We start from the raw sequence: 25,830 nt of genomic DNA on the forward strand, positions 1-25,830 counted from the left end.
AGCTTTCATGAAGTCATTTCCTTTAGGAGTCCGTAGATGCTGGGTTTGATGCAAGACCAACCGCTTTTGATCTCGTCGCTGATCGAGTTTGCCGAGCGCCACAACGGCGACGGCGAAATCGTCTCGCGCCGGGTCGAGGGCGATATCCACCGCACGACGTGGGGCGGCATCGCATCGCGTGCCCGGCAGGTTGCCAACGCGCTGGACGACGAGCAGCTGCTGTTCAGCGACCGCATTGCCACGCTGGCCTGGAACGGCTACCGCCACCTGGAGCTGTACTACGGCGTGAGCGGCAGCGGCCGCGTGCTGCACACCATCAACCCGCGCCTGCACCCCGACCAGATCGCCTGGATCGCCAACCATGCCGAAGACCAGATCCTGTGCTTCGACCTGAGCTTTCTGCCGCTGGTGCAGGCGGTCCACGCCAAGTGCCCCACCATCCGGAAATGGATTGCACTTTGTGATGCCGACAAGCTCCCCGCCGACAGCGGTGTTCCCAATCTCGTGAGCTACGAGGCCTGGATGGGCTCTCAATCGACCGGCTACGAATGGCCGACCTTCGACGAGAACTCGGCCTCGAGCATGTGCTACACGAGCGGCACCACCGGCAACCCCAAGGCCGCGCTCTACAGCCACCGCTCGACCATGCTGCATGCCTATGCCGCGGCGCTGCCCGACGTGATGCGCCTTTCGGCACAAGACTCCGTGCTGCCGGTGGTGCCCATGTTCCACGTCAACGCCTGGGGTATTCCGTACTCGGCGGCGCTGGTGGGCTGCAAGGTGGTGTTCCCCGGCCCGGCACTCGACGGCAAATCGGTGTTCGAGCTGATCGAATCCGAAGGCGTCACCTTTGCGGCCGGCGTGCCCACCGTGTGGCAGATGATGCTCGGCCACATGCAGGCCAACAGCCTCAAGTTCAGCAAGCTCAACCGCACCGTCATCGGCGGCTCGGCCTGCCCGCCGGCCATGATCACGGCGTTCCAGGAGAAGTACAACGTCGAGGTGCTGCATGCCTGGGGCATGACCGAGATGAGCCCGCTCGGCACGCTGTGCACGCTCAAGAACAAGCACCTGTCGCTGCCGCCCGATGCGCAGCTGCAAATCCGCATGAAGCAGGGCCGCGCCATCTTCGGCGTCGACATGAAGATCGTCGACGGCAACGGCAAGGAGCTGCCCTGGGACGGCAAGGCCTTCGGAGACCTGCTGGTCAAGGGGCCGTGGATCGTCAAGGAATACTTCAAGGGCGAGGGCGGCGATCCGCTCATCCGCGACGAGCAGGGCCGCGGCTGGTTTCCCACCGGCGACGTTGCCACCATCGACGCCGAGGGCTACCTGCAGATTACCGACCGCAGCAAGGACGTGATCAAGTCCGGCGGCGAGTGGATCAGCTCCATCGAGATCGAGAACATCGCCGTTGCGCATCCGGCCGTGGCCATGGCCGCCTGCATCGGCGTGTACCACCCCAAGTGGGACGAGCGGCCGATCATCGCGGTCGTGAAGAAGCCCAACGCGGAAGTTGCACGCGAAGAACTGCTGAAGTTCTACGAAGGCAAGACCGCCAAGTGGCAAGTGCCAGACGACGTGGTGTTTGTCGACGCCATTCCGATCGGCGCGACCGGAAAGATCCTCAAGACCCGGCTGCGCGAAATGCTGAAGGACTACAAGCTGCCGACCGCCTGACGAATCGTCCGAATCCAGCCGCACTGTCGCGCACGCGATAGCAAGGCCGCTTCGGCGGCCTTCCTTCCGGGCAATCCCTGTGCGGTGAAGAAAAGGGCGCTTGTACGCTGGCATCCCGCTTCATACCCGCCAATCATCCAGGAGACTCTTCATGCAATTTGCCGTCAAGTCCGTAGCAGCTTGTGCCATGCTGGTGAGCGCCGCAGCCGCGTTTGCGCAGAAGGGCGAGACGGTCAAGATCGCCTGGCTGGACCCGCTGTCGGGGCTGATGGCCGCTGTTGGCACCAACCAGCTCAAGACCACGCAGTTCCTGGCTGAAGAGTTCAACAAGAAGAATGCCTCGGGCGTGAAGTTCGAGATCATTGCAATCGACAACAAGCTCAGCCCGCAAGAGACCACCGCGGCGCTGCGCTCGGCCCAAGACCAAGGCGCGCGCTATATCACCCAGGGCAACGGCTCTGGCCCGGCCCTGGCAATCATCGATGCGGTCGAGAAGAACAACGCACGCAATCCGGGCAAGGAACTGCTCTACCTGAACTATGCGGCGGTCGACCCCGACCTCACCAACAGCAAGTGCAGCTACTGGCACTTTCGCCTGGACGCCGACACCTCCATGAAGATGGAGGCGCTGACCACCTGGATGAAGGACCAGACAGACATCAAGAAGGTCTACATCCTCGGGCAGAACTATGCACACGGCGTGCAGGTGTCGAAGTTTGCCAAGGAGAACCTCAAGACCAAGCGCCCCGACATCCAGATCGTGGGCGACGACCTGCACCCGCTCGCGCAGGTGCGCGACTTCTCGCCGTACATCGCCAAGATCAAGGCCTCGGGCGCCGACACCGTCATTACCGGCAATTGGGGTTCCGACCTGTCGCTGCTCATCAAGGCGGCCAACGACTCGGGCCTGGACGTCAAGTTCCTCACCTACTACGCATTCGGCACCGGCACCCCCACGGCCATGGGCGCCACCTCCGCGGGCAAGATCTACACGGTGGCCTATGGCCACTACAACATGGGCGGCGAAATCCAGAAGCTGCTTGCCGGCTACAAGAAGAAGATGAACGACGACCTGACGCAATCGTCGATCTATCACACGTTCGCGCTGCTCGATGCCGCCTTCGTGCAGACCAAGTCGACCGACCCGGTCAAGGTTGCGGCCGCGCTCGAGGGCATGAAGATCAAGAGCTTCAACGGCGAGGTCGAAATGCGCAAGGCCGACCACCAGTTGCAGCAGGGGCTTTACATCTCGCGCTGGGAGAAAGCCAGCGCCAAGTACCCTTATGACGCCGAGAACACCGGCTACACCAACGTTCCCGTGAAGTACTTCGAGTCGTATGTGGCCAGCACGCCAACGACCTGCCAGATGAAGCGCCCTTGAGCGTCTTTGTAAACGCATTTCCTACTCGCGGGTAGAAGCCCTCTACCCGTGGGTAGCAATTGGAGAAATGCGCTGTCGCCTGCGCGATAGAAACGGGCCTTTGCGGCCCACCCCCTCCGGGCATTCCCTGAGGGGAGGGGCAGTGAACGCTTGTACGCTCGTGCAAGGCTTTTTGATTCGGTTTGACCAGGAGATATAGATCGTGAAGTTCGCTCTGAAAATCGCTACCGCAGCCATCCTTGCCGCAAGTGCCACAGGCGCCCTGGCCCAGAAGGGTGAAACCGTCAAGATCGCGTGGCTCGATCCGCTCTCGGGCCTCATGGCCGCGGTCGGCACCAACCAGCTCAAGACCTTCCAGTTCCTGGCCGAAGAATTCAACAAGAAGAACGCGGCCGGCGTGAAGTTCGAAGTCATCGGCATCGACAACAAGCTCAGCCCGCAAGAAACCACCGCTGCGCTGCGCTCCGCCATGGACCAGGGCGCACGCTACGTGGTGCAGGGCAACGGCTCGGGCCCCGCGCTCGCCATCATCGACGCGCTCGAAAAGCACAACGCCCGCAACCCGGGCAAAGAAGTGCTGTACATCAACTACGCGGCGGTCGACCCCGACCTCACCAACAGCAAGTGCAGCTACTGGCACTTCCGCCTCGACGCAGACACCTCCATGAAGATGGAAGCGCTGACCACCTTCATGAAGGACCAGCCGGACATCAAGAAGGTCTACCTGATCAACCAGAACTACTCGCACGGCCAGCAGGTCTCGAAGTTCGCGAAGGACAACCTCAAGGCCAAGCGCCCCGACGTGGAAGTGGTCGGCGACGACCTGCACCCGCTTGCGCAGGTGCGCGACTTTGCGCCGTACATCGCCAAGATCAAGGCTTCGGGCGCCGACACCGTCATTACCGGCAACTGGGGCTCCGACTTGGCGCTGCTCATCAAGTCGGCCAACGACTCGGGCCTGAACGTCAAGTTCTATACCTACTACGCCGTCACCAATGGCACGCCAACCGCCATGGGCGCGGCCTCCGACGGCAAGGTCTACCAGGTGGGCTACAGCCACTACAACGCGCCGGGCCCGGTCCAACCGCTCATGGGCGAGTTCAAGAAGCGCTTCAACGACGACATGTACACCACCGACATCTACACGGTGTACGCCATGCTGAGCGAAGCCTTCGTGCGCACCAAGTCGACCGAGCCGGTCAAGGTTGCGGCTGCCATGGAAGGCATGAAGTTCAAGAGCTTCAACGGCGACGTCGAAATGCGCAAGGCCGATCACCAGCTGCAGCAGGGCCTGTGGATCACGCGCTGGCAAAAGGCCGACGCCAAGAACCCGTACAGCCCCGAAAACACCGGCTACACGCTGGCACCGGTCAAATACTACGAGGCGTATGTCTCGAGCACGCCCACGTCGTGCCAGATGAAGCGGCCCGGCGGCGCCTCGTGACCGCTTCGGTCGCCTGACCGGTCGAGGCCCGACTTCAACACTCGGGCCTCTTTCTTTTTCACGCACCCGAAAGACCGATGAACGTCGAATTCTTCGTCATCTCGCTGCTGAACGGCGTGAGCTACGGCTTGCTGCTGTTCATGCTGAGCTCTGGCCTAACGCTGATCTTCAGCATGATGGGCGTGCTCAACTTTGCGCACGCCAGCTTCTACATGCTCGGCGCCTACATTGCCTACACGCTGTCGGGCATCATCGGCTTCTGGCCGGCGCTGTTCATTGCGCCGCTGCTGGTAGGCCTTTTGGGCGCTGCGTTCGAGCGCTACAGCCTGCGCCGGGTCCACAAGTTCGGCCACGTGCCCGAGCTGCTCGTGACCTTCGGCCTGTCTTACCTCATCCTCGAAGTGGTGCAGCTTGCCTGGGGCCGCTCCACCGTGCCCTACGGCCTGCCGCCGCAGCTGCAGGGGCCGCTTTTCTCGCTGTACGGCACGCAATTTCCCAAGTCCCGCTCGTTCATCATGCTGGTGGCGGTGCTCATGCTCATCTCGGTGTGGCTGCTGCTCACGCGCACCCGCATCGGCCTGGTCATCCAGGCGGCGCTCAAGCACCCGGACATGGTCGAGGCGCTGGGCCACAACGTACCGCGCGTGTTCATGCTGGTGTTCGGCGGCGGCGCCGCGCTCGCGGGCCTGGCGGGCGTGGTGGGCGGCAACACCTACGTGACCGAGCCGGCAATGGCGGCCTCGGTCGGCTCCATCATCTTCGTGGTGGTGGTGGTCGGCGGCATGGGGTCGCTGGCGGGGGCGTTTCTGGCGTCGCTGCTCATTGGCATCATCCAGACCTTTGCGGTGGCCATGGACCAGTCGCTGGCCACGGGCCTGCGCGCCATCGGCATGACCGTGACAGACCAGACCTTCGGCTACGAGCTGCTCAAGCTCACGATCTCGCAGGTTGCGCCGATCCTGCCGTACCTGTTCCTGGTGCTGATCCTCATCTTCAGGCCCAAGGGTCTTCTTGGAACCCGGGAGGACTGACGCCATGACCACAGCAACTTCTACACAGTACTACCGCTTCAAGCCCTGGAACATCGGGCGCTACCTGGTCTGGACGCTCTTCGCCATCGTGCTGATCGTCTCGCCGCTTTTGTTCAAGAGCAGCCTGGCACTCACCATGCTCTCGCAGATGGGCTATCTCATCATCATCTGCCTGAGCTACAACATCCTGCTGGGGCAGGGCGGCATGCTGAGCTTCGGCCACGCGGTGTATGTCGGCCTCGGTTCGTTCCTGGCCATTCATGCAATGAACATGGGCGCAAAGGGCGGCCTGCAGATTCCGCTGGTGCTCATCCCGCTGGTGGGTGGCCTGGCCGGCATGTTCTTCGCGGTGATCTTCGGCTTTGTGACCACCAAGAAGTCGGGCACCACCTTCGCGATGATCACCATGGGCATCGGCGAACTGGTGGCCTCCATGGCGCTGATGTTCCCGAGCTTCTTCGGCGGCGAAGGCGGCATTACCACCGACCGCGTGTACGGCCCGACCTTCTTCGGCTTCAACTTCGGTCCGCAGATCCAGGTGTACTACCTGATTGCCGCGTATTGCTTCGTTTGCACCGCGCTGATGTATGCCTTTACCGGCACGCCGCTCGGCCGCATGCTGAATGCGGTGCGCGACAACCCGGAGCGCGTCGAGTTCATCGGCTACAACACGCAGCGCGTGCGCTACTTCGCGTTCATCATCGCGGGCTTCTTCGCAGGCATTGGCGGCGGCCTGGCCTCGATCAACTTCGAGATCGTGAACGCGGCCGACAGCCTCAACGCCATCCGCTCGGGCGGCTACCTGCTGTTTACCTTCCTTGGCGGCGCAGTGTTCTTCTTCGGGCCGATCATCGGTGCGATTCTGCTGGTGTTCGCGTCGATCCTGCTGTCCGAACTGTCGAAGGCCTGGCAGCTGTACTTCGGCCTGGTGTTCGTGTTCATGGTGATGTTTGCGCCCGGCGGCATTGCAAGCCTGGTGATGATGAACCTGCGCGTTGCCAAGTTCGGCAAGTTCGACCGCTTCTGGCTGCTGTACCTCGCGCTCGCCGTGGCGCTGGTGCCGGTGGTCATCGGGGCGGCTGCGCTCATCGAAATGATCTACCACATCCAGCTGAATGCAGCGATGGGGCCGACGCTGAACTTCTTCGGTGTGGCGCTCGACACCGCCGGCGTGGGCAGCTGGCTCGGCGCCGTGGCCATCCTGGCCCTGGGCCTGGGTGCGCTCGAGGTGGCGCGACGCCGCTTCGTGCGCGTGTGGGGCCAGGCGCAAGAAGAAATCGAAGCAGAAATCAAACGTCGGGAGGCGGCGTAAATGAGCGCGCAACATGCACTGGAACTGAAGGCGCTGCGCAAGAATTTCGGCAAGACCGAGATCATCCGCGGCGTCGACCTCGCGGTGAACGCCGGCGAGCGCGTGGCCATCATCGGCCCCAACGGGGCGGGCAAGTCGACGCTCTTCAACCTGATCAGCGGGCGCCTTGCGCCCACCAGCGGCGAGGTGCTCTTGAACGGCGAGCGCATCGACGGCAAGAAGCCGTATGAGATCAACCGGCTGGGCCTTTCGCGCAGCTTCCAGATCACCAACATCTTCCCCAAGCTGAGCGTGTTCGAGAACCTGCGCTGCGGCGTGCTGTGGAGCCTGGGCTACAAGTACACCTTCCTTCGCTTTCTCTCCAACCTGGACGATGCCAATGCGCGCACCGAAGAGCTCATCAAGCAGATCGGCCTGGAGCGCAAGCGCGACGTGCACGCGGTAAACCTCACCTATGCCGAGCAGCGCGCGCTCGAAATTGGCGTAACCATTGCGGGCGGTGCCAACGTCATCTTGCTGGACGAACCCACGGCGGGCATGAGCAAGACCGAGACCTCGCATTTCATCTCGCTCATCAAGCACGTCACGGTCGGCAAGACGCTGCTCACGGTGGAGCACGACATGGGCGTGGTCTTCGGCCTGGCCGACAAGATTGCGGTGGTGGTGTATGGCGAAGTCATCGCCTTCGACACGCCGGCCGCAGTGCGTGCGAATGCGCGCGTGCAAGAGGCTTACCTCGGCTCTTCGGTAGCCGATGCTCAAGGCCAGGGACACTGACATGCTGAAGCTTCACGACATTCACGCCTACTACGGCAAGAGCCATGTGCTGCATGGTGTTTCCTTCGAGGTTGGCGCCGGCGAGATCGTTGCGCTCCTGGGCCGCAACGGCTCGGGCCGCTCGACCACCGCCAAGGCCATCATGGGCCTGGTGCATGCCGAAGGCACGCTGCGCTGGAAGGAGCAGGACATCCTGCGCAAGAAGGCCTACGAAATCGCGCACCTCGGCATCGGCTACGTGCCCGAGAACCGCGATATCTTTCCCAAGCTCACGGTGCACCAGAACCTGCTGCTCGGGCAAAAGGGTTCGGGCAAGGGCAGCCGCTGGTCCTTCGACGACATGTACGGCATGTTCCCGCGCCTGAAGGAACGCCAGCACACCGAGGCCGGCGTGCTTTCGGGCGGCGAGCAGCAGATGCTCACGCTGTGCCGCACGCTCATGGGCGACCCCGACCTCATCATCATCGACGAGCCGACCGAAGGCCTTGCGCCGAAGATCGTCGAACTGGTGGGGCAGTACCTCAAGACGCTCAAGGACAAGGGCATTTCGGTGCTGCTGATCGAGCAGAAGCTCACCATTGCGATGCAGATCTCCGACCGTGCGCTGGTCATGGGCCACGGCAGCATCGTTTTCGACGGAACGCCCGACAGCCTGCGCGCCGACGCCACCACCCGCAAAGAGTGGCTCGAGGTCTGAAGAAGCCCTCCGAGGATCCGGGCCGCGCCCCGGATCCTCTTGTCCCAACAGCGACTGCGTGCCATTGTTGAGCCACGCGAAACGCCTAGAATCCCTCGAAAAAGAACACTCGTGCTTTTTCTTCTTTTTCTTCACACACCAAGGAACGCAGCATGACGGCTGAATACAAAGTGCTCGGCGATGTCGCCGTGATCACACTGACCAACCCGCCGGTCAACGGTCTCGGTTTCTCGACCCGCATCGGCATTACCGATGGCCTGTCGAAGGCCAATGCCGACGACGCCGTCAAGGCCATCGTCATCACCGGCGCCGGCAAGGCGTTCTCTGGCGGCGCAGACATCAAGGAGTTCGGCACGCCCAAGGCACTGCAAGAGCCCAACCTGCTGAGCGTGATCCTCGCACTCGAGGCTTCGCCCAAGCCCATCGTCGCGGCCATTCATTCGGTGTGCATGGGCGGCGGCCTCGAGCTGGCGCTGGGTTGCCACTACCGCGTGGCGGCTCCTGGCACCAGCATTGCGCTGCCCGAAGTCAAGCTGGGCCTCATTCCGGGCGCCGGCGGCACGCAGCGCCTACCGCGCGTGCTGGGCGTGGAAACCGCGCTCAACATGATCGTGAGCGGCGAGCCGGTCAAGAGCGAACTGCTCGCCAGCCTGCCGGGCCAGAAGCTGTTCGACAGGCTCGCAGCCTCGCCTGAATCGGTGTTCGAAGAAGCCGTGGCCTTTGCCAAGAGCGTGGCCGGCAAGACCGGCGACGCATTGCCGCTGGTGCGCAACCTTCCGTGCAAGCATCCGCAGGGCGATGCGTACTTCCAGTTTGCCAAGAACATGGTGGGCGGCATGTCGAAGAACTACCCCGCGCCGCTGCAGTGCGTGGAGGCCGTGCAGGCCGCCACCAAGATGAAGTTCGACGCAGGCATGGCCGAAGAGCGCCGCATCTTCACATCGCTGATGTTCACGCCCGAGTCGCTCGCGCTGCGCCACCTGTTCATGGCCGAGCGTGCGGCCTCCAAGATTCCCGACGTGGCCGACGACACGCCCAAGCGCGAGATCAAGTCGGTCGGCGTGATCGGCGCCGGCACCATGGGCGGCGGCATTTCGATGAACTTTTTGAACGCGGGCATCCCCGTCAAGATTCTCGAGATGAAGCAGGAAGCGCTCGACCGCGGCATTGCCACCATCAAGAAGAACTACGAATCGCAGATCAAGAAGGGCAAGCTCAAGCAGGACAAGTACGAGCAGCGCATGGCGCTCTTGAGCACCACGCTGAGCTACGACGACCTGAAGGACGCCGACCTGATCATCGAAGCCGTGTTCGAGGAACTCGGCGTGAAGGAGAAGGTGTTCAAGGAGCTCGACCGCGTCGCCAAGAAGGGCGCCATCCTGGCTTCGAACACCTCCACGCTCGACGTCGACAAGATCGCATCGTTCACCGAGCGTCCGCAAGACGTCGTCGGCATGCACTTCTTCAGCCCCGCCAACGTGATGAAGCTGCTCGAAGTGGTGCGCGGCAAGCAAACGGGCAAGGATGTTCTGGCCACCGTCATGGACATCGGCAAGAAGATCAAGAAGACGGCCGTGGTCTCGGGCGTGTGCGACGGCTTCATCGGCAACCGCATGATCGAGCAGTACTCGCGCCAGGCGGGCTTTCTGCTCGACGAAGGCGCCACGCCGCAGCAGGTCGACAAGGCCATCGAGAAGTTCGGCTTTGCCATGGGTCCGTTCCGCATGGGCGACCTGGCCGGCAACGACATCGGCTGGGCCATTCGCAAGCGCCGCGCCGTGGAGCATCCGAACATGAAGTACAGCCGCACGGCCGACAAGCTGTGCGAACTGGGCCGCTTCGGCCAGAAGACCGGGGCAGGGTGGTACGACTACCAAGCCGGCAAGCGCGATGCGATTCCGTCGGACCTGGTCAACAAGATGATCGAAGACCACCGCAAGGAAATGGGCATCACGCCGCGCAAGATTTCCGACGAAGAAATCGTGCAGCGCCTGGTGTATGCGCTGGTCAACGAAGGCGCGCACATCCTGGAAGACGGCATTGCCTCGAAGGCGGGCGACATCGACATGGTGTACCTCACCGGCTATGGCTTCCCGATCTGGCGCGGCGGCCCGATGCACTACGCATCGCAGGTCGGCCTGTACAACGTGGCCGAAACCATGAAGCGCTTTGCCAAGAACCCGCGCGACGACGCCGAGTTCTGGCAGCCCGCGCCGCTGATCCAGAAGCTGGTGGCCGAAGGCAAGTCCTTCAGCTGATACGGGAAGCCTGACCGCCCATGTTGAAACGCATCTTTCTCGGGCTGCTGCTGGTGCTTGTGGTGCTTGTGGCAGCCGTGGCGGTCAATACCTGGCGCACGCCGTCGCAGCAACTGGCGGCAGCGCCCGCTCCCAAGCTCGAGATGGACGTGCAGGCCGCCGCCACGCGGCTGGCGGGCGCAATTCCGATCCGCACCGTTTCCAGCCTTGACGATCCGGCCGCCAACCTGGCCGAGTTCGACAAGCTGCACGCCTACCTGGAGCAGCAGTTCCCCAAGGTCCACGCCACCCTCAAGAAGGAAGTGGTGGGCCAGAAGGCGCTGCTCTACACATGGGCCGGCACCGATGCGGCGGCCAAACCCATCGCGCTGATGGCGCACCAGGACATGGTGCCGATTGCGCCCGGCACCGAAAAGGCCTGGGCCGTCGATCCCTTTGCCGGCGAGATCAAGGACGGCTTTGTCTGGGGCCGCGGCACGCTCGACAACAAGAGCAACCTGTTCGCTCAGATGGAAGCCATCGAGCTGCTGATTGCGAGCGGCTTCAAGCCCAGGCAGACCGTCTACCTCGTGATGGGCGATGACGAAGAGGTGAGCGGCCTGCGCGGTGCGCGGCCGATTGCCGAACTGCTCAAGTCGCGCAACGTGCGGCTGGACTGGGTGCTCGACGAGGGCCTGCTGATCCTCGACGGCGTGCTGCCCGGCCTTTCGAAGCCGGCCGCGCTCATCGGCCTGGCCGAGAAGGGCTACGGCACCTTTTTTCTTTCGCTCGACACGGCCCCCGGCCATTCGTCGATGCCGCCGCAGCGCAGCGCCATCGGCAGCATGAGCGCAGCGCTCGCGCGGCTCGAGGGCGATCCCATGCCCGGCGGCATCAAAGGCGTGGCCGCCCAGATGTTCGGCGCACTCGCGCCCGAGATGAGCGGCGTCAACCGCGTGATGCTTTCCAACCTGTGGCTCACAGAGCCGCTGGTGCGCAGCCAGCTCCAGAAGAGCCCGAGCAGCAACGCCATGCTGCGCACGACCACCGCGCTCACCATCGTGCGCGCCGGCAACAAGGACAACGTGCTGCCCGGCCGGGCCGAGGCGGCGGTCAACTTCCGCATCCTGCCGGGCGACACGATCGACAGCGTGGAAGCGCACTTGCGCACGGCGCTCGGCAACGACGAGATCAAGATCAAGCGCTATCCGGGCAACTCCGAGCCTTCGCCCGTGTCGCCGACCGACAGCACCGGCTACCGTGCCATCCAGCAGGCGGTGCGACAGTCGTTCCCCGACGTGGTGGTGGCGCCCGGCCTCATGACGGCCGCCACCGATTCGCGCCACTTCAGCCTTGTGAGCGACGCCGTCTACCGCTTTTCGCCTTTCCGCATGAAGAGCGAAGACCTGGCGCGCTTCCACGGCAACAACGAACGCCTGGCCATCTCCAACTACGGCGAGATGATCGGCTTCTATCACCAGCTCCTGCGCAACACCAACGCTGCGCCGGCGCAATGACGACCACGACTTCTTTTCCCTTCCATCTTCAAAGGACCTCACCATGACCAGCGCCGTCATCGTTTCCACTGCCCGCACGCCGCTCGCCAAGAGCTGGAAGGGTGCCTTCAACATGACGCACGGCGCCACGCTCGGCGGCCATGCGGTGCAGCACGCCATCTCGCGCGCCGGTATCGAAGCCGCCGAAGTCGACGACGTGATCATGGGCTGCGCAACGCCCGAAGGCGCCACCGGCTCCAACATTGCGCGCCAGATCGCGCTGCGCGCCGGCTGCCCCGTGACCACCTCGGGCATGACCATCAACCGCTTTTGCTCGTCGGGCCTGCAGACCATTGCCACCGCCGCCCAGCGCATCATTGCAGGCGAGGGCGAGGTTTACGTGGCCGGCGGCGTCGAGAGCATTTCGTGCGTGCAGAACGAAGCCAACAAGCACATGCTGGCCGACCCCTGGCTGGTAAAGCACAAGCCCGAGATCTACTGGAACATGCTGCAGACTGCCGAGCAGGTCGCCAAGCGCTACAACATCGGCCGCGACGCCATGGACGAATACGGCGCCGCCAGCCAGCAGAAGGCCACCGCCGCGCTCGAAGCCGGCCGCTTCAAGGACGAGATCGCCCCCATCACCGTGCTGGCCGGCGTGGCCGATCCCGTGATGGGCCTGCGCACCAAGGAAGTCACGGTCGAGAACGACGAAGGCATTCGCCCCGGTACCACCAAGGAAGGCATCAGCGGCATCCGCCCGGCACTGCCCGGCGGCCTCATTTCGGCCGGCAACGCCAGCCAGTTCTCCGACGGCGGCGGCGCCTGCGTGGTGGTCGACGAGAAGTACGCCCAGCAAAAGGGCCTGAAGCCGCTCGGCCGCTTCCTCGGTTTTGCCGTGGCCGGCTGCGAACCCGACGAAATGGGCATCGGCCCCGTCTTCGCCATTCCGAAGGTGCTCAAGCGCCTGGGCCTCACGGTCAACGACATCGACCTGTGGGAGCTGAACGAAGCCTTCGCGGTGCAGGTGATCTACTGCCGCGACAAGCTCGGCATTCCGGGCGACCGCCTGAACGTGGACGGCGGCGCCATCGCCGTGGGCCACCCCTACGGTGTGAGCGGACAGCGCCTGACGGGCCACGCGCTCATCGAAGGCAAGCGCCGCGGCGCGAAGAAGGTGCTGGTGACGATGTGCATCGGCGGCGGCATGGGCGCCGCGGGCGTATTCGAAATCATCTGACTCTCCCCCAGTCTGCGGCGCACTTCGTGTCGCCTCCGCCAACCCCCTTCCGGGGGCAACACCAGCGGACCGGCAAAGCCGGTTCCGCGGTGTTCCACGAACGGGCCTGGCTTCGCCGGCCGACGAGCGCTACCGGTCGAAGTCTGTAGCCTCAACACCGAGATCCGATCATGAGCCTGCGTCCCACACTCGACTTCCTGCTCTACGACTGGCTCGACGCGGAATCGCTGAGCCAGCGCGAGCGCTTTTCAGACCATTCGCGTGAAACCTTCGACGCGGTGCTCGACACCTGCGAGCGCATCGCGCGCGAAAAGTACGCGCCGGCCAATCGCATCGTCGACACGCAGGAGCCGCATTTCGACGGCGAGAAAGTCGTGTTGCCGCGGGCAACCCACGATGCGCACAAGGCTTTTGTCGAATCCGGAATGATGAGCGCGGCGCAGGACTACGACATTGGCGGCATGCAGCTGCCCTACACGCTGCAGGCCGCGGCCAACAGTTTTTTCGCAATGGCATCGGTGAGCATCGGCTCCAACATGCTCACCAGCGGCAACGCCAACCTGCTGATGGTGCACGGCACCGAATTGCAGAAAGAGGTGTTCGCCAAGAACGAATTTTCGGGCCGCTGGGCGGGCACCATGTGCCTGTCGGAGCCGCAGGCAGGCTCTTCGCTGAGCGACGTGGCCACGCGCGCTGTGCCTGACGGCGACGACTACCAGAACGATCCGCTGGGGCCGCGTTATCGGCTCACGGGCAACAAGATGTGGATCTCGGCGGGCGACCACGAGCTGACCGAGAACATCGTGCACATCGTGCTTGCCAAGATTCCCGATGCCAACGGCAAGCTGGTGCCGGGCACGCGCGGCATCTCGCTGTTCATCGTGCCCAAGCGCATGGTGAACACGAATGGAGAGTTGACCGGCGAGCGCAACGACGTGGCGCTCGCAGGGCTCAACCACAAGCTCGGCTGGCGCGGCACCACCAACACGCTGCTGAACTTCGGCGAGGGCAAGTATCCCGTCGGCGGCAAGGCGGGTGCGGTGGGTTACCTGGTCGGCGAGCCCGGCAAGGGCCTGCACTGCATGTTCCACATGATGAACGAGGCGCGCATCGGGGTCGGCACCGCGGCCACCATGCTCGGCATGGCCGGCTATTACGCCTCGCTCGAATATGCGAAGACCCGGCCGCAGGGCCGGCTCGTGAAAAAAGCCGAACAGCCCGGCACCGCGGTCGCAAAAGATTCGGCCAGCCCGCAGGTGCGCATCATCGAGCACGCCGACGTGCGCCGCATGCTGCTCGCGCAGAAGGCGTATTGCGAAGGCGCCCTGGCGCTGGAGCTGTACTGCGCCCGTCTGGTCGACGAGCAGAAAACAGGCAACGCGCAGGCTGCGGACGACGCGCGCCTGTTGCTCGAGGTGCTCACGCCCATTGCCAAGAGCTGGCCCAGCGAATGGTGCCTCGAGGCCAACTCGCTGGCCATTCAGGTGCACGGCGGCTACGGCTATACGCGCGATTTTCCGGTGGAACAGTACTGGCGCGACAACCGCCTGAACATGATCCACGAGGGCACGCACGGCATCCAGGCGGCCGACCTGCTGGGCCGCAAGGTGCTGATGGAAAAAGGCCGGGGCCTGCAGCTGCTGGCCGGCCGCATCACCGACACCATCGGCCGCGCGGGCGAGGTGCCGGCGCTCGCGGCGCATGCCAAGACACTGAAAGTGGCCTTGCAGCGCATCGGCAGTGCGACCGAGGCCGCCTGGTCCACCGGCGACCCGGCCGATGCGCTGGCCAACGCCGTGCCGTACATGCAGGCGTTCGGCCACACCGTGCTGGCCTGGATCTGGCTGGACGTGGCGCAGCGGGCACTCGAAATCGACGCACAAAAGGCGAGGGCGGTAACAGCTGGCAAGATTGGAGCCACGGACTATTTCTTCCACTACGAGCTGCCGAAAATCGGCGCCTGGCTCAACGTGGTCGAAAGCCGGGATCCCACCTGTACAGCATTGCCAGAGGAAGCTTTTTGATAATGGCCAACGCCGCCCCAAACAACAACACCCCCAACCCCGTCAAGCCACCCAAGCCGCACGCGCGGCTAGAGAAGTGGATCTGGATCCTGATCTACGGCGGCCTGTTTCTCGTGATCCTCGGCATTGCCACCGGCCGCACCGAACCGGCGATCGGCTGGTCGATGGCCGTGCCCGGCGGGGTGGTCGCGCTTGTGGGCGTCGTGCTCATCTATGTGCGCTCGCGCCTGGGCGACAAGTAGCACGCATCTCTTCTGAACATCGTGAATATCGGAGACACCCAATGACCCCTCGCACCACCAAGCAGCTGTTCGACCTTACCGGCAAGACCGCCCTCATCACCGGCGGCTCGCGCGGCCTTGGCCTGCAGATGGCGCATGCGCTGGGCGAGGCGGGCGCGAGGATCATGCTCAGCTCCCGCAAGGCCGACGACCTGGAGCAGGCCGCGGCCGAGCTGCAATCCGCCGGCATCGACGCGCGCTGGATCGCCGCCGACTGCTCGAAGGAAGAAGACACGCGCCGCCTGGCCGACGAAACGCTACAGCGCATGGGCGCCATCGACATCCTCGTGAACAACGCGGGTGCCAGCTGGGGCGCGCCGGCCGAGAGCCATCCGGTCGAGGCGTGGGACAAGGTGATGAACCTCAACGTGCGCGGCTATTTCATCCTGTCGCAGCACGTGGCCAACGGCTACATGATCCCCAAGAAAACGGGGCGCATCATCAACATTGCATCCATTGCAGGCCTGAACGGCAACCCGCCTGAAATGCAGACGCTGGCCTACAACACCTCGAAGACGGCGGTGATCGGCTTCACGCGCACGCTGGCCGCCGAATGGGGCAAGTACAACATCAACGTGAACGCGATCTGCCCCGGCTTCTTCATGACGAAGATGGCCGCCGGGCTGATCAAGTCGCTGGGCGAGGAAAAGATGGCCTCTCATGCGCCGCTCGGCCGCCTGGGCGATGAAGAAGACCTGAAGGGCCTGACGCTGCTGTACGCAAGCGATGCCGGCAAGCACATCACAGGGCAGTGGCTCGCAGTCGACGGCGGTGTGAGCGTGGTGCTTGGCGCGTAAGCTTGGTGCGTAATGACTGAAGATTCCACCGACATCAACATCCGCTCGTACACGAGCCAGATTCCCTTCGCGCGCCACCTGGGCTTCGAGCTCACCAAGTTCGAGGGCGGCGAATCCGAGATCATCTACACCGCCAAGCCCGAGCACCTGAACACCTTCGACGTGACCCACGGCGGCGCCTGCATGACGCTGCTCGACATCACCATGGCGGCCGCAGCGCGCAGCGTGGCGCCCGAGACGGGCGTGGTCACCATCGAGATGAAGACCAGCTTCATGCAGCCTTCGGTCGGCCCGCTGCATGCACGCGGCACGCTCATTCATCGCACCGCAACGCTGGCTTTTACCGAAGCCAAGATCTACGACGAGCAGGAGCGCGTGTGCGCCCATGCCACAGGCACCTTCAAGTACGTGAAGCGCCGCCTGCCGACAGGGCCGGCCAGCGCGAATGCGATGCGTCCGCCCTCGACCGACTGACCGACCACCGAAACGAATCTCCAGGAGCCCATTCATGCCCACCAACAAGCAGATCCACCTCGACAACCGCCCCGATGGCGAAGCCGTTGCCAGCAACTTCAAGCTCGTGACCGCCGAAACGCCCGCGCTGGCCGAGAACCAGGTGCTGGTGCGCCACCACTACATGAGCCTGGACCCGTACATGCGCGGCCGCATGAACGACTCCAAGAGCTATGCGCAGCCCCAGCCGCTCGGCCAGGTGATGCAGGGCGGCACCGCCGGTGAAGTGGTGGAAAGCAGGCACCCCAAGTTCTCCCCTGGCGACAAGGTGGTGGGCTTTGGCGGCTGGCAGGAATACAGCGTGGTCGATGCGTCGCAGCCCGGCGCGCTGAAGAAGGTCGACACCACGCACGTGCCGCTATCGCACTACCTCGGCGCGGTCGGCATGCCGGGCGTCACTGCCTGGTATGGGCTGGTGAAGATCATTGCGCCCAAGGCCGGCGAGACGATGGTCGTTACGGCCGCCAGCGGTGCGGTCGGCAGCGCGTTCGGCGCGCTCGCCAAGGCGCGCGGCTGCCGCGTGGTGGGTATCGCGGGCGGCCCTGACAAATGCAAGTACGTGACCGAAGAGCTCGGCTTCGACGCCTGCATCGACTATCGCCAGCACCCTGATGTGAAGAGCATGAGCGCCGCGCTCAAGGAAGCCTGCCCGAACGGCATCGACGGCTACTTCGAAAATGTGGGCGGCTATATCTTCGACGCCGTGCTGCTGCGCGCGAATGCCTTCTCGCGCGTTGCGCTGTGCGGAATGATCGCGGGCTACGACGGCCAGCCGCTGCCGCTGGCCAACCCGGCGCTCATCCTGATCAACCGCATGAAGATCGAAGGCTTCATCGTGAGCGAGCACATGGAAGTGTGGCCCGAGGCGTTGACCGAGCTCGGCACGCTGGTGGCCACCGGCAAGCTCAAGCCGCGCGAATCGGTGGCGCAAGGCATCGCATCCGCCCCTGAGGCCTTCCTGGGTTTGCTCAAGGGCAAGAATTTCGGCAAGCAACTGGTCAAGCTGGTCTAGGCTGCCGGGGGCCACGCCGGCGGCCCGGCAAACCCGGTGCCGCGGTTTTTCTGGAACTGACTTCTCGGAGGTTCTGTATGAAGAATGCTGGAACGCACGAGGTGTTCAACCAGCCCGCGCCGCTGGTGGACTACAACCTCTTCGAAACCAACAGGCCCCTGCGCGATGCGTTGCAGTTCAACGCGCCGGCGCTCCAGCTGGCGCAGCTGCATGAACTGGGCGCCACCGTCGGCTCGGCCGACATGCAGACGCATGCGCGCCTGGCCAACACCCATATGCCACAGCTGCATACGCACGATCGCTTCGGCCGGCGCATCGACGAGGTGGAGTTTCATCCCAGCTACCACGCGCTGATGAAGGCCGCCGTCGGCGCGGGCCTGCATGGCACACCGTGGACCGGCACTTCCGCCTCGCCGCACGTGCAGCGGGCGGCGGGCTTCATGCTCTTCACCGAGCTGGAGCCGTCGGTTCTTTGCCCCATTTCGATGACCTACGCCGCAACGCCCGCACTGCGCAGCAATGCGGCGGTGTATGCAGACTGGGGGGCAAAGGTCGGCAGCCTTTGGTACGACCCTGCGCTCAAGTCGTTCAAGGACAAGCCAGGCGTGACCATGGGCATGGGCATGACCGAAAAGCAGGGCGGCTCGGACGTGCGGGCCAACACCACAAGTGCCGTGCGCGAGGGCAGCGACGCCTGGGGCGAGCGCTACGCGATCACCGGCCACAAGTGGTTTTTCTCGGCGCCGATGTGTGATGCCTTCCTGGTGCTGGCGCAGGCGCCTGCCGGGCTGAGCTGCTTTTTCCTGCCCCGCGTGTTGCCGGAATGGATGGGGGATGGCGCCCGCAATGCCATCCACATCCAGCGCCTGAAGGACAAGCTCGGCAACAAGGCCAATGCGAGTTCGGAGGTCGAGTTCCATGGCGCCAGTGCGTGGCTGGTGGGCGAAGAGGGGCGCGGCATTCCGCAGATCCTCGAGATGGGCACGATGACGCGGCTCGACTGCGCACTGGGCACCAGCGGCCTCATGCGTCAGGCGCTGAGCCTGGCCATCAACCACACCGTGCAGCGCAACGCCTTCGGCAAGCCGCTTGTCGAGCAGCCGCTCATGAAGAACGTGCTGGCGGATCTCGCGCTCGAAAGCGAAGCCTCTACCGCGCTCGCCATCCGCCTTGCCCGCGCGTTCGACCGGCAGGACGATGAACATGAACGGCTGATGGCGCGCCTGCTCACGCCGGTCGCCAAGTTCTGGATCTGCAAGCGCGGCAGCCACTTTGCGCAAGAGGCCATGGAATGCCTGGGCGGCAACGGCTATGTGGAGGAGGGCGGCGAAGGCACCATGGCCCGCATCTACCGCGAGATGCCGCTCAACTCCATCTGGGAAGGCGCGGGCAACATCATGGCGCTCGACCTGCTGCGCGGCCTGCGCAAGGGCGATGCCGTAGCGGCCCTCTCCAAAGAGCTGGCGCCGGCACGCGGCCAGCACGCCGCACTCGACCGTCTGGCCGAAGCGCTGCCGTCCCGCATCGAGGCGATGGCCTCCGAAACCGAGGCGCGCCGTCTGGCACAGGACGTGGCCCTGGCGGTGCAAGCTGCGTTGCTTGCGCAGACCGCACCGCCCGCCGTTGTGGGCGCCTTCTGCGCATCGCGCCTGGGCGGCGATTGGGGCAACGCATTCGGCACGCTGGGTGCGGACACCGATTTCGATTCGATCATCGAGCGCGCCAGCCCGCGCTGATCGCATGCTCCCGAACAATTCAAAGAAAGAACACAAGGACGCCGATGGCCGAACTCATCCTCCACCACTACAACACTTCGCCGTTTTCCGAGAAGGTGCGGCTCATCCTCGGCGCCAAGAAGCTGCCGTGGAAGTCCGTCCTCATTCCGGCCATCATGCCCAAGCCCGAGGTGGGAATACTCACCGGCGGCTACCGCAAGACGCCGTTCCTGCAGATCGGCGCCGACATCTACTGCGACAGCGCACTCATCGCCGATGTGCTGGAACATCTCCAGCCCGAGGCGACGCTCTACCCGGAGCCCGAAAAGGGTATGTCGCGCATCCTCTCGCAGTGGGCCGACACCACGCTGTTCTGGGCCGCGATGGCCTGGAACCTGCAGCCACGCGGCGTGGCCGAGGTGTTTGCCAAGGCGCCGCCTGAAGCCGCCAAGGCCTTCGGCGAAGATCGCGCGAAGATGAGCACGGGCAACATGACGCGGCTGCGCCCGGCCGATGCGACCAGTGCGTACAAGTCTTATCTGCGCCGCCTGTCCGACATGCTCGACGACAAGCCCTACCTGCTGGGCGAAGCGCCGTGCATTGCCGACTTTTCGGCGTACCACCCGCTCTGGTACACGCGCCGCATCGACTCGGTGCGGGGCATTCTCGACCTCACGCCCGCGGTGGTCGACTGGATGGACCGCATGGCCGCCATTGGCCACGGTGCGCCTGAAAGATCGAATCCGGACGAGGCCATTGCCATCGCCAAGGCTGCCACGCCGCACACGCTGCTGACGGACAGCACCTTTCAGGACGACCACGGCATTCCGCTGGGAAGCGCCGTCACGGTTCGCGCCGAGAGCTTCGGCCTCGAGGAAACACCCGGTACGCTGGTGGCCGCCACGCGCACGCACTACACGCTGGAGCGCAGCCACGAGCGCGTGGGCACGGTGCACGTGCATTTTCCGCGCATCGGCTACGTGCTGAAGCAAGCCGAAGCCTGAAAGCTTCTCGCGCGGGGCACCTTCGTGACTGCGCCGCAGCGCTTTTCGTATTTCAATTGCCGCACCAACGTCAATCAGAGACAAAACTTTCAACGCAAGAAGGACACCGGCAAATGATTCAGGACTTCAAGGGCAAGACGGCCGTACTCACCGGCGCAGGCTCGGGCTTTGGGCTGGAGTGCGCACGCATCGGGGCCGCGCGCGGCATGAACCTGGTGCTGGTCGATGTGCAGCAAGACGCGCTCGACAAGGCCCAGGCCGAGATGGAAGCCGCTGGCGCGCAGGTGCTGGCCCGCAAGGTCGACGTGTCCGACGCTGCGCAGATGGAGGCACTGGCCCTTGCGGTGAAAGAGCGCTTCGGTGCGCCGCACTTCGTGTTCAACAATGCCGGCGTGGGCGCGGGCGGCCTGGTGTGGGAAAACACGGTGGCCGATTGGGAATGGGTGCTGGGCGTCGACCTGTGGGGCGTGATTCACGGCGTGCGCCTGTTCACGCCGATGATGCTCGAAGCCGCCGCCAAGGACCCGGGCTACCGCGGCCACATCACCAACACGGCCAGCATGGCGGGCCTGCTCACGCCGCCCAACATGGGCATCTACAACGCCGCCAAGGCTGCGGTGGTAAGCCTGACCGAAACGCTTTACCAAGACCTGAACCTCGTCACAGACCAGATCGGCGCGAGCCTGCTGTGTCCCTACTTCGTGCCCACCGGCATCACAAGCAGCGAGCGCAACCGCCCGAACGCGCCGAAGGAGACGGAGCTCACGAAGAGCCAGCTGATCGGCCAAGCCATGAGCAACAAGGCGGTGAGCAGCGGCAAGATCACTGCGGCCGAGGTGGCGGCGAAGGTGTTCGAGGCGATCAGAGACAACCAGTTCTACGTGTTCAGCCATCCGAAGGCGCTGGGCAATGTGCGAAGCCGCATGGAGAACATCGTCGAGGTCAAGAACCCGGCGGATCCGTTTCTCGAGCGGCCCGAGATCGGGCAGAAGCTGCGGGAGCAATTGCGGGCTGGTTGATCGTTTGCGGCTACAACCGGGGCATGAATCCTTCGACTTCTTCCTCGATTCTTCAACTCCAGGATCTGGGCTTCGCGTACCCGGGCCAGCCCCCGCTGGCGTCCGGTTGGTCCGTGGCCATCGGGGAGGGCGTCGCGCTGCTGTATGGCGACACCGGCACCGGAAAGTCCACCTTGCTTCGCCTGATGGCCGGCGCGCTGGCTGCGACCGGGCGTCTGACGGTAGTGGGCGCGCGGCTCGACCTCGCACCCGATGCCTATCGCCGGAACGTCTTCTTCTGCGATCCAACGACGGAGGCCTTCGACCAGGTCACGGCCCACGCATGCACGGCAACGCTCAGCGAAGGTGATGCGGGTTTCGATGAGGCTTCATGGCAGGCCCTCGTCGAAGGCTTCGCACTGACCCCGCATCTCGAGAAACCGATGTACATGCTCTCGACCGGTTCGAAGCGCAAGGTGTGGCTGGCGGCAGCACTGGCATCGGGACGTCCGCTGGTGCTGCTCGACGAGCCTACGGCTGCGCTCGATGCCCGATCGATTCATCACCTGTGGAATGCGCTGGCCCGGCGCGCTGCGCAGCCCGGCCGAGCTGTCGTCGTTGCGAGCAGCGAACGCGTCACCGCGGTGCCGCTTGCAGGCTGCATCGAGCTGCCGCTGCGCTGAAGCTTTCAGGCCGCCGGCGCTGAAGGAAGCTGCTTCTCCAGCAGCCGCAAGCCGAATGCCATGACCAGGAAGATCACGGCAACCACCACCGAGTTGAGCACCGCACGCCCGAACCCCAGCGCACCGACATCCATGAACGGATACGGATACCAGCTGACGAACGCACCGCGCGCGAAGGTGTAGACGATCCACGCCAGCGGCAGCAGTACCGAGAGACCGATGGTGCCGCCGTCGATGCGCGGCCGCGGGCCGACGAGCAACCAGCCGAGCACCGCGACGACCGGTGTCACGGTGTGCAGCAGAAAGTTGGCCAGCTGCCCGGACGGCGTCAGCTCGCGCAGCCCGGTGAGCACAGTGTGGAAGACGATACCCGTCACGGCAATGCTCAAGACAGCGGTCAGCCGCAGCGGACGGAACAGTCGGCCATCGTGCGCGGGACGAAAAGCGAGCAAGGCGCTCACGCCGCCGATGAGGATGTTCGCGTCGATGGTGAAGTAGCTGAAGAGCCGCACAAAGCGCTCGAGATGCGTCGGGGCGGCTCCCGCGCCGCCGGTGATTGCCGCGGCGAGTTCGAGGCCGATGCCCGCCAGCGCGGCGAGTGCGACAACGCCGTGAAGAAGGCGCGCCAGTGCGAGGTTCATGTTCTTCATCTTGGGTGCCTTAAGGGTATGTGAGGCTGCATCAGGCAGCTGCCGCGGCCTGCGACGCGATCCAGTCCCAGACGCCGCGAATCGCCGGTTCATTTTCGCGTCCCTGCGCCGTCGCGAGAAAGTAGCTTCCGGTGTCCAGCGCCGGCCCGAAGGGCTGCACCAGCGCGCCGCTGCGTAGCTCTTCGGCCGCGAGGGTAAGGCTGAGCAGCGCCACGCCATGGCCCGCGAGGGCGGCGAGGATGGCGTGGGTTTCGTCGGAGAACGAGAGGCCCGCAGCCTTCATCGATCGGCCACGGGGCGGCGCAATGCCGGCCTCGCGAAACCAACGCGGCCAGGTTGCGGGCGCAGCGGCGCCGGGCTGCCAATCGGCGTGAATCAGCTGGTGCTTCGGCAGATCGCTCACGCGCTTCAGGCCGAGCATCGGGCTGCACAGCGGTGCGTATTGCTCGGCCATCAACTCGCTCACAGTGAGACCGGGCCAGTTGCCGCTGCCGGAGCGCACGGCAATGTCGGCATCGCCACGCGCCAGGTCGACGAGCGACTCGCTGGCGTGCAGCCGCAGCTCGATGCCGGGGCACGCCTTGCCAAAGCCGGCCATGCGCGGCAGCACCCAACGGGCGGCAAAAGCGGTGTTGGTGGTGAGCGTGACGGCCTGCAGTGCGGCAGGCTGGCGCAGTCTTTCGATTCCGGCTTCAAGCGCGTCGAAGCCTGCGCGCAGGTCGTCGAAAAGCCGCTGGCCCGCGGGTGTCAAGGCCAACTGCCGCGTGAGCCGGCGAAACAGCGGCCGGCCGAGCGTGTCTTCGAGCGCGCGCACCTGATGGCTGATGGCCGATGGCGTCACGGAAAGCTCGTGCGCCGCGCGCTGAAAGCTCAAATGCGCGGCCGCCGCTTCGAATGCGCGCAGCGAGAGCAGGGGTGGCAAGCTGCGCGGTCGGCGAACAGGTGAGCTATTTTCGTTCATCGATGGAGAAATGATCGTTTGTAGGAGTCTGGTGTCGTCTCTAGATTAGAGGCCTGTGCAGTCATTTTGAACGCACCGAACAGAACAGATCAACTCACTCATTGACGACCATGAACCTTCTCCATATCGACACCAGCGCCCGCCCCGGGCTTTCAGGAATCGACCCTCACGGCTCGCACACGCGCCGGCTCTCCGCGCGCTTTGTCGAGCGTTGGCGCCAGGCCCGCCCGAGCGACCGCATCGACTACCTCGACGTGGGCCAGCACCCGCCCGCACACGTCAACGGCCGCTGGATTCATGCAGCGTTCACACCGCCCGCCGAACGCGAGCCGTGGATGGCCGAGGCACTGGCTGAGAGCGACCGGCTCGTCGACCAGTTGATTGCCGCCGACGTGATCGTGGTGGGCTTGCCGATGTACAACTTCAGCGTGCCCGCGCAGTTCAAGGCGTATATCGACAACATCGTGCGTGTGGGCCGCACTTTTGGTTTTGACCGTGCACGCGGTGCCGTGCCGTACTGGCCGCTGCTCGCGGATGCGGGCAAGCGCATGGTGCTGCTCGGCGCTCGCGGCGACCACGGCTATGGCACGGGTGGACGGATCGCACACCTGAACCATGTCGAAAGCTCTGTGCACTCCGTGGTTGGCTACATCGGCATTACCGATGTGTACGAAGCGGCGGTGGAGTCCGACGAGTTCGGCGGCGAGGAGCTCGCGCAATCGATTCGCAAGGCTGAGCAGGAAGTCGATCGGCTGGTGGACCAACTTGGTGGAGCACTGGCGAACGAGCGCTCTGTCGACGCCGCGCTGGCCTAGGCGTTCATCTACCTCGGCCGGCTCATACCGCCACGGGGCTGCGCTCGGCGAATTGCCCGTTCCAGTACGGGTAGTAAGGGTAGGGCGGCGTCACCGCGCTGGCCGCGTCGAGCCGCTTGATCTGCTCCGCGCTGAGCTGCCAGCCGAGTGCGCCAAGGTTCTGCTTGAACTGCTCTTCGTTGCGCGCACCGATCAGCACGCTCGACACGGTGGGCCGCTGCAGCAACCAGTTGAGCGCGATCTGCGGCACGGTCTTGCCGGTTTCCTCGGCCACCTGGTCCATTGCATCGACCACGCGGTACAGGCGCTCGTCGTCCACGGGCGGCGCGAAGCCGGCGGTTTCATGCAGGCGGCTGCCGGCGGGTAGCGGCTGGCCGCGCCGCACCTTGCCCGTGAGGCGGCCCCAACCCAGCGGGCTCCAGACGATGGCGCCCAGGCCTTGGTCGATGCCGAGCGGCATCAGTTCGAACTCGTAGTCGCGGCCGATCAGCGAGTAGTAGGTCTGGTTGGCCACAAAGCGCTGCAGCCCCATACGGTCGGAGGCCGCAAGTGACTTCATCAGCTGCCAGCCCGAGAAGTTGGATGCGCCAATGAGCCGCACCTTGCCCGCGCGCACCAGGTCGTCGAGCGTGTCGAGCACCATCTCGACCGGCGTCATCGCATCGAAGGCGTGCAGCTGCAGGATGTCGATGTAGTCGGTGTCCAAGCGCTTGAGCGCAGCCTCCGTTGCGGCGATCAGGTGGTGGCGCGAGGCGCCGACGTCGTTCGGTCCGTCGCCCGCACGCAGCGAGAGCTTGGTCGAGATGATCGCCTTGTCGCGCCGGCCCTTGAGCGCGGCGCCGAGAATCGATTCCGATGCACCGTTCGAATACACGTCGGCCGTGTCGAACAGCGTTACGCCGGCATCGAGCGCCAGGTCGACGATGCCGCGTGCGCCTTCGACGTCGGTGTTGCCCCAGGCGCTGAAGAGCGGGCCTTGCCCGCCGAAGGTGCCGGCGCCGAAGCCTAGTGCGGGAACCTTGAAGCCGGAGCGGCCGAGAAAGCGTTGTTCCATGATGGTGTCCTTGTTATGGTCGTTGAGT

Annotated in this window: 23 protein-coding genes; 20 read left to right on the top strand and 3 right to left on the bottom strand. The window is 64.5% G+C overall.

Annotated elements, in window-relative coordinates:
• The first annotated feature begins 36 nt into the window (after positions 1-36).
• The 19 genes from QHG62_RS10240 to QHG62_RS10330 all read left to right on the top strand — a co-directional run bounded on the left by QHG62_RS10240 (position 37) and on the right by QHG62_RS10330 (position 22,322).
• The gene (locus QHG62_RS10240) at positions 37-1,680 is read left to right on the top strand and encodes a 3-(methylthio)propionyl-CoA ligase (protein WP_281150755.1); all 1,644 of its coding nucleotides are present in this window, start codon (positions 37-39) and stop codon (positions 1,678-1,680) included.
• Between the two features lie 151 nt (positions 1,681-1,831).
• Positions 1,832-3,061: a branched-chain amino acid ABC transporter substrate-binding protein gene (locus tag QHG62_RS10245; RefSeq protein ID WP_281150756.1), complete on the top strand. Its 1,230-nt coding sequence runs from the start codon at positions 1,832-1,834 to the stop codon at positions 3,059-3,061.
• Positions 3,062-3,263: 202 nt separating this feature from the next.
• Positions 3,264-4,505: a branched-chain amino acid ABC transporter substrate-binding protein gene (locus QHG62_RS10250; protein WP_281150757.1), complete on the top strand. Its 1,242-nt coding sequence runs from the start codon at positions 3,264-3,266 to the stop codon at positions 4,503-4,505.
• Positions 4,506-4,582: 77 nt separating this feature from the next.
• Positions 4,583-5,536: a branched-chain amino acid ABC transporter permease gene (locus tag QHG62_RS10255; RefSeq protein ID WP_281150758.1), complete on the top strand. Its 954-nt coding sequence runs from the start codon at positions 4,583-4,585 to the stop codon at positions 5,534-5,536.
• Positions 5,537-5,540: 4 nt separating this feature from the next.
• Positions 5,541-6,848, top strand: a complete 1,308-nt coding sequence (locus QHG62_RS10260; RefSeq protein ID WP_281150759.1) for a branched-chain amino acid ABC transporter permease — start codon at positions 5,541-5,543, stop codon at positions 6,846-6,848.
• Positions 6,849-7,625, top strand: a complete 777-nt coding sequence (locus QHG62_RS10265; RefSeq protein ID WP_281150760.1) for an ABC transporter ATP-binding protein — start codon at positions 6,849-6,851, stop codon at positions 7,623-7,625. It abuts the gene before it with no gap.
• Between the two features lies 1 nt (position 7,626).
• A complete protein-coding gene (locus QHG62_RS10270) occupies positions 7,627-8,322 on the top strand; it encodes an ABC transporter ATP-binding protein (protein ID WP_281150761.1) in 696 nt (231 codons plus the stop codon).
• Between the two features lie 152 nt (positions 8,323-8,474).
• Positions 8,475-10,580: a 3-hydroxyacyl-CoA dehydrogenase NAD-binding domain-containing protein gene (locus QHG62_RS10275; protein WP_281150762.1), complete on the top strand. Its 2,106-nt coding sequence runs from the start codon at positions 8,475-8,477 to the stop codon at positions 10,578-10,580.
• Positions 10,581-10,600: 20 nt separating this feature from the next.
• Positions 10,601-12,076, top strand: a complete 1,476-nt coding sequence (locus QHG62_RS10280) for a M20 family peptidase (protein ID WP_281150763.1) — start codon at positions 10,601-10,603, stop codon at positions 12,074-12,076.
• A 43-nt stretch (positions 12,077-12,119) separates the two neighbouring features.
• Complete coding sequence (locus QHG62_RS10285; protein WP_281150764.1) at positions 12,120-13,295, top strand: acetyl-CoA C-acyltransferase; 1,176 nt, start codon at positions 12,120-12,122, stop codon at positions 13,293-13,295.
• A 170-nt stretch (positions 13,296-13,465) separates the two neighbouring features.
• Positions 13,466-15,319, top strand: coding sequence for an acyl-CoA dehydrogenase (locus tag QHG62_RS10290; protein ID WP_281150765.1), 1,854 nt, complete (start codon positions 13,466-13,468; stop codon positions 15,317-15,319).
• 2 nt (positions 15,320-15,321) lie between these two features.
• Positions 15,322-15,561 (top strand): hypothetical protein, encoded by a 240-nt coding sequence (locus QHG62_RS10295; protein ID WP_281150766.1) that lies wholly within the window; start codon positions 15,322-15,324, stop codon positions 15,559-15,561.
• A 41-nt stretch (positions 15,562-15,602) separates the two neighbouring features.
• Complete coding sequence (locus tag QHG62_RS10300) at positions 15,603-16,397, top strand: SDR family oxidoreductase (RefSeq protein WP_281150767.1); 795 nt, start codon at positions 15,603-15,605, stop codon at positions 16,395-16,397.
• A gap of 12 nt (positions 16,398-16,409) precedes the next feature.
• The gene (locus QHG62_RS10305) at positions 16,410-16,871 is read left to right on the top strand and encodes a PaaI family thioesterase (RefSeq protein WP_157613793.1); all 462 of its coding nucleotides are present in this window, start codon (positions 16,410-16,412) and stop codon (positions 16,869-16,871) included.
• Between the two features lie 34 nt (positions 16,872-16,905).
• On the top strand, positions 16,906-17,922 hold the full coding sequence (locus tag QHG62_RS10310) for an NADP-dependent oxidoreductase (RefSeq protein WP_281150768.1): 1,017 nt from the start codon (positions 16,906-16,908) through the stop codon (positions 17,920-17,922).
• A 77-nt stretch (positions 17,923-17,999) separates the two neighbouring features.
• Entirely contained in the window at positions 18,000-19,658 is a 1,659-nt protein-coding gene (locus QHG62_RS10315; protein WP_281150769.1) for an isovaleryl-CoA dehydrogenase, read from the top strand.
• Between the two features lie 44 nt (positions 19,659-19,702).
• Positions 19,703-20,641, top strand: a complete 939-nt coding sequence (locus tag QHG62_RS10320; RefSeq protein ID WP_281150770.1) for a glutathione S-transferase family protein — start codon at positions 19,703-19,705, stop codon at positions 20,639-20,641.
• A 113-nt stretch (positions 20,642-20,754) separates the two neighbouring features.
• Positions 20,755-21,660, top strand: coding sequence for an SDR family oxidoreductase (locus tag QHG62_RS10325; protein ID WP_281150771.1), 906 nt, complete (start codon positions 20,755-20,757; stop codon positions 21,658-21,660).
• 23 nt (positions 21,661-21,683) lie between these two features.
• On the top strand, positions 21,684-22,322 hold the full coding sequence (locus tag QHG62_RS10330; protein ID WP_281150772.1) for an ABC transporter ATP-binding protein: 639 nt from the start codon (positions 21,684-21,686) through the stop codon (positions 22,320-22,322).
• Positions 22,323-22,327: 5 nt separating this feature from the next.
• Here QHG62_RS10330 and QHG62_RS10335 read toward each other — a convergent pair whose 3' ends face one another.
• Together QHG62_RS10335 and QHG62_RS10340 are read right to left on the bottom strand one after the other, a co-directional pair.
• Positions 22,328-22,972 (bottom strand): Pr6Pr family membrane protein, encoded by a 645-nt coding sequence (locus tag QHG62_RS10335; RefSeq protein WP_281150773.1) that lies wholly within the window; start codon positions 22,970-22,972, stop codon positions 22,328-22,330.
• Between the two features lie 31 nt (positions 22,973-23,003).
• On the bottom strand, positions 23,004-23,933 hold the full coding sequence (locus tag QHG62_RS10340) for a LysR substrate-binding domain-containing protein (RefSeq protein ID WP_281150774.1): 930 nt from the start codon (positions 23,931-23,933) through the stop codon (positions 23,004-23,006).
• Positions 23,934-24,043: 110 nt separating this feature from the next.
• Here QHG62_RS10340 and QHG62_RS10345 point away from each other — a divergent pair, with 110 nt between their 5' ends.
• Positions 24,044-24,748 carry an FMN-dependent NADH-azoreductase gene (locus QHG62_RS10345; protein WP_432445595.1) on the top strand — a complete coding sequence of 235 codons (705 nt, stop codon included), beginning with the start codon at positions 24,044-24,046 and terminating at the stop codon, positions 24,746-24,748.
• Between the two features lie 22 nt (positions 24,749-24,770).
• Here QHG62_RS10345 and QHG62_RS10350 read toward each other — a convergent pair whose 3' ends face one another.
• The gene (locus QHG62_RS10350; protein WP_281150776.1) at positions 24,771-25,802 is read right to left on the bottom strand and encodes an aldo/keto reductase; all 1,032 of its coding nucleotides are present in this window, start codon (positions 25,800-25,802) and stop codon (positions 24,771-24,773) included.
• Between the last annotated feature and the right edge of the window lie 28 nt (positions 25,803-25,830).

Source organism: Variovorax paradoxus, from assembly GCF_029919115.1.
Taxonomy (GTDB): Bacteria; Pseudomonadota; Gammaproteobacteria; order Burkholderiales; family Burkholderiaceae_C; genus Variovorax; species Variovorax paradoxus_O.

Coding starts and splice junctions, on each gene's coding strand:
- QHG62_RS10335 (WP_281150773.1), bottom strand. CDS start 22,972: ATGAAGAACATGAACCTCGCACTGGCGCGCCTTCTTCACGGCGTTGTC.
- QHG62_RS10310 (WP_281150768.1), top strand. CDS start 16,906: ATGCCCACCAACAAGCAGATCCACCTCGACAACCGCCCCGATGGCGAA.
- QHG62_RS10265 (WP_281150760.1), top strand. CDS start 6,849: ATGAGCGCGCAACATGCACTGGAACTGAAGGCGCTGCGCAAGAATTTC.
- QHG62_RS10290 (WP_281150765.1), top strand. CDS start 13,466: ATGAGCCTGCGTCCCACACTCGACTTCCTGCTCTACGACTGGCTCGAC.
- QHG62_RS10320 (WP_281150770.1), top strand. CDS start 19,703: ATGGCCGAACTCATCCTCCACCACTACAACACTTCGCCGTTTTCCGAG.
- QHG62_RS10285 (WP_281150764.1), top strand. CDS start 12,120: ATGACCAGCGCCGTCATCGTTTCCACTGCCCGCACGCCGCTCGCCAAG.
- QHG62_RS10315 (WP_281150769.1), top strand. CDS start 18,000: ATGAAGAATGCTGGAACGCACGAGGTGTTCAACCAGCCCGCGCCGCTG.
- QHG62_RS10330 (WP_281150772.1), top strand. CDS start 21,684: ATGAATCCTTCGACTTCTTCCTCGATTCTTCAACTCCAGGATCTGGGC.
- QHG62_RS10260 (WP_281150759.1), top strand. CDS start 5,541: ATGACCACAGCAACTTCTACACAGTACTACCGCTTCAAGCCCTGGAAC.
- QHG62_RS10350 (WP_281150776.1), bottom strand. CDS start 25,802: ATGGAACAACGCTTTCTCGGCCGCTCCGGCTTCAAGGTTCCCGCACTA.
- QHG62_RS10275 (WP_281150762.1), top strand. CDS start 8,475: ATGACGGCTGAATACAAAGTGCTCGGCGATGTCGCCGTGATCACACTG.
- QHG62_RS10295 (WP_281150766.1), top strand. CDS start 15,322: ATGGCCAACGCCGCCCCAAACAACAACACCCCCAACCCCGTCAAGCCA.
- QHG62_RS10345 (WP_432445595.1), top strand. CDS start 24,044: ATGAACCTTCTCCATATCGACACCAGCGCCCGCCCCGGGCTTTCAGGA.
- QHG62_RS10325 (WP_281150771.1), top strand. CDS start 20,755: ATGATTCAGGACTTCAAGGGCAAGACGGCCGTACTCACCGGCGCAGGC.
- QHG62_RS10305 (WP_157613793.1), top strand. CDS start 16,410: ATGACTGAAGATTCCACCGACATCAACATCCGCTCGTACACGAGCCAG.
- QHG62_RS10240 (WP_281150755.1), top strand. CDS start 37: ATGCTGGGTTTGATGCAAGACCAACCGCTTTTGATCTCGTCGCTGATC.
- QHG62_RS10340 (WP_281150774.1), bottom strand. CDS start 23,933: ATGAACGAAAATAGCTCACCTGTTCGCCGACCGCGCAGCTTGCCACCC.
- QHG62_RS10300 (WP_281150767.1), top strand. CDS start 15,603: ATGACCCCTCGCACCACCAAGCAGCTGTTCGACCTTACCGGCAAGACC.
- QHG62_RS10280 (WP_281150763.1), top strand. CDS start 10,601: ATGTTGAAACGCATCTTTCTCGGGCTGCTGCTGGTGCTTGTGGTGCTT.
- QHG62_RS10245 (WP_281150756.1), top strand. CDS start 1,832: ATGCAATTTGCCGTCAAGTCCGTAGCAGCTTGTGCCATGCTGGTGAGC.
- QHG62_RS10270 (WP_281150761.1), top strand. CDS start 7,627: ATGCTGAAGCTTCACGACATTCACGCCTACTACGGCAAGAGCCATGTG.
- QHG62_RS10255 (WP_281150758.1), top strand. CDS start 4,583: ATGAACGTCGAATTCTTCGTCATCTCGCTGCTGAACGGCGTGAGCTAC.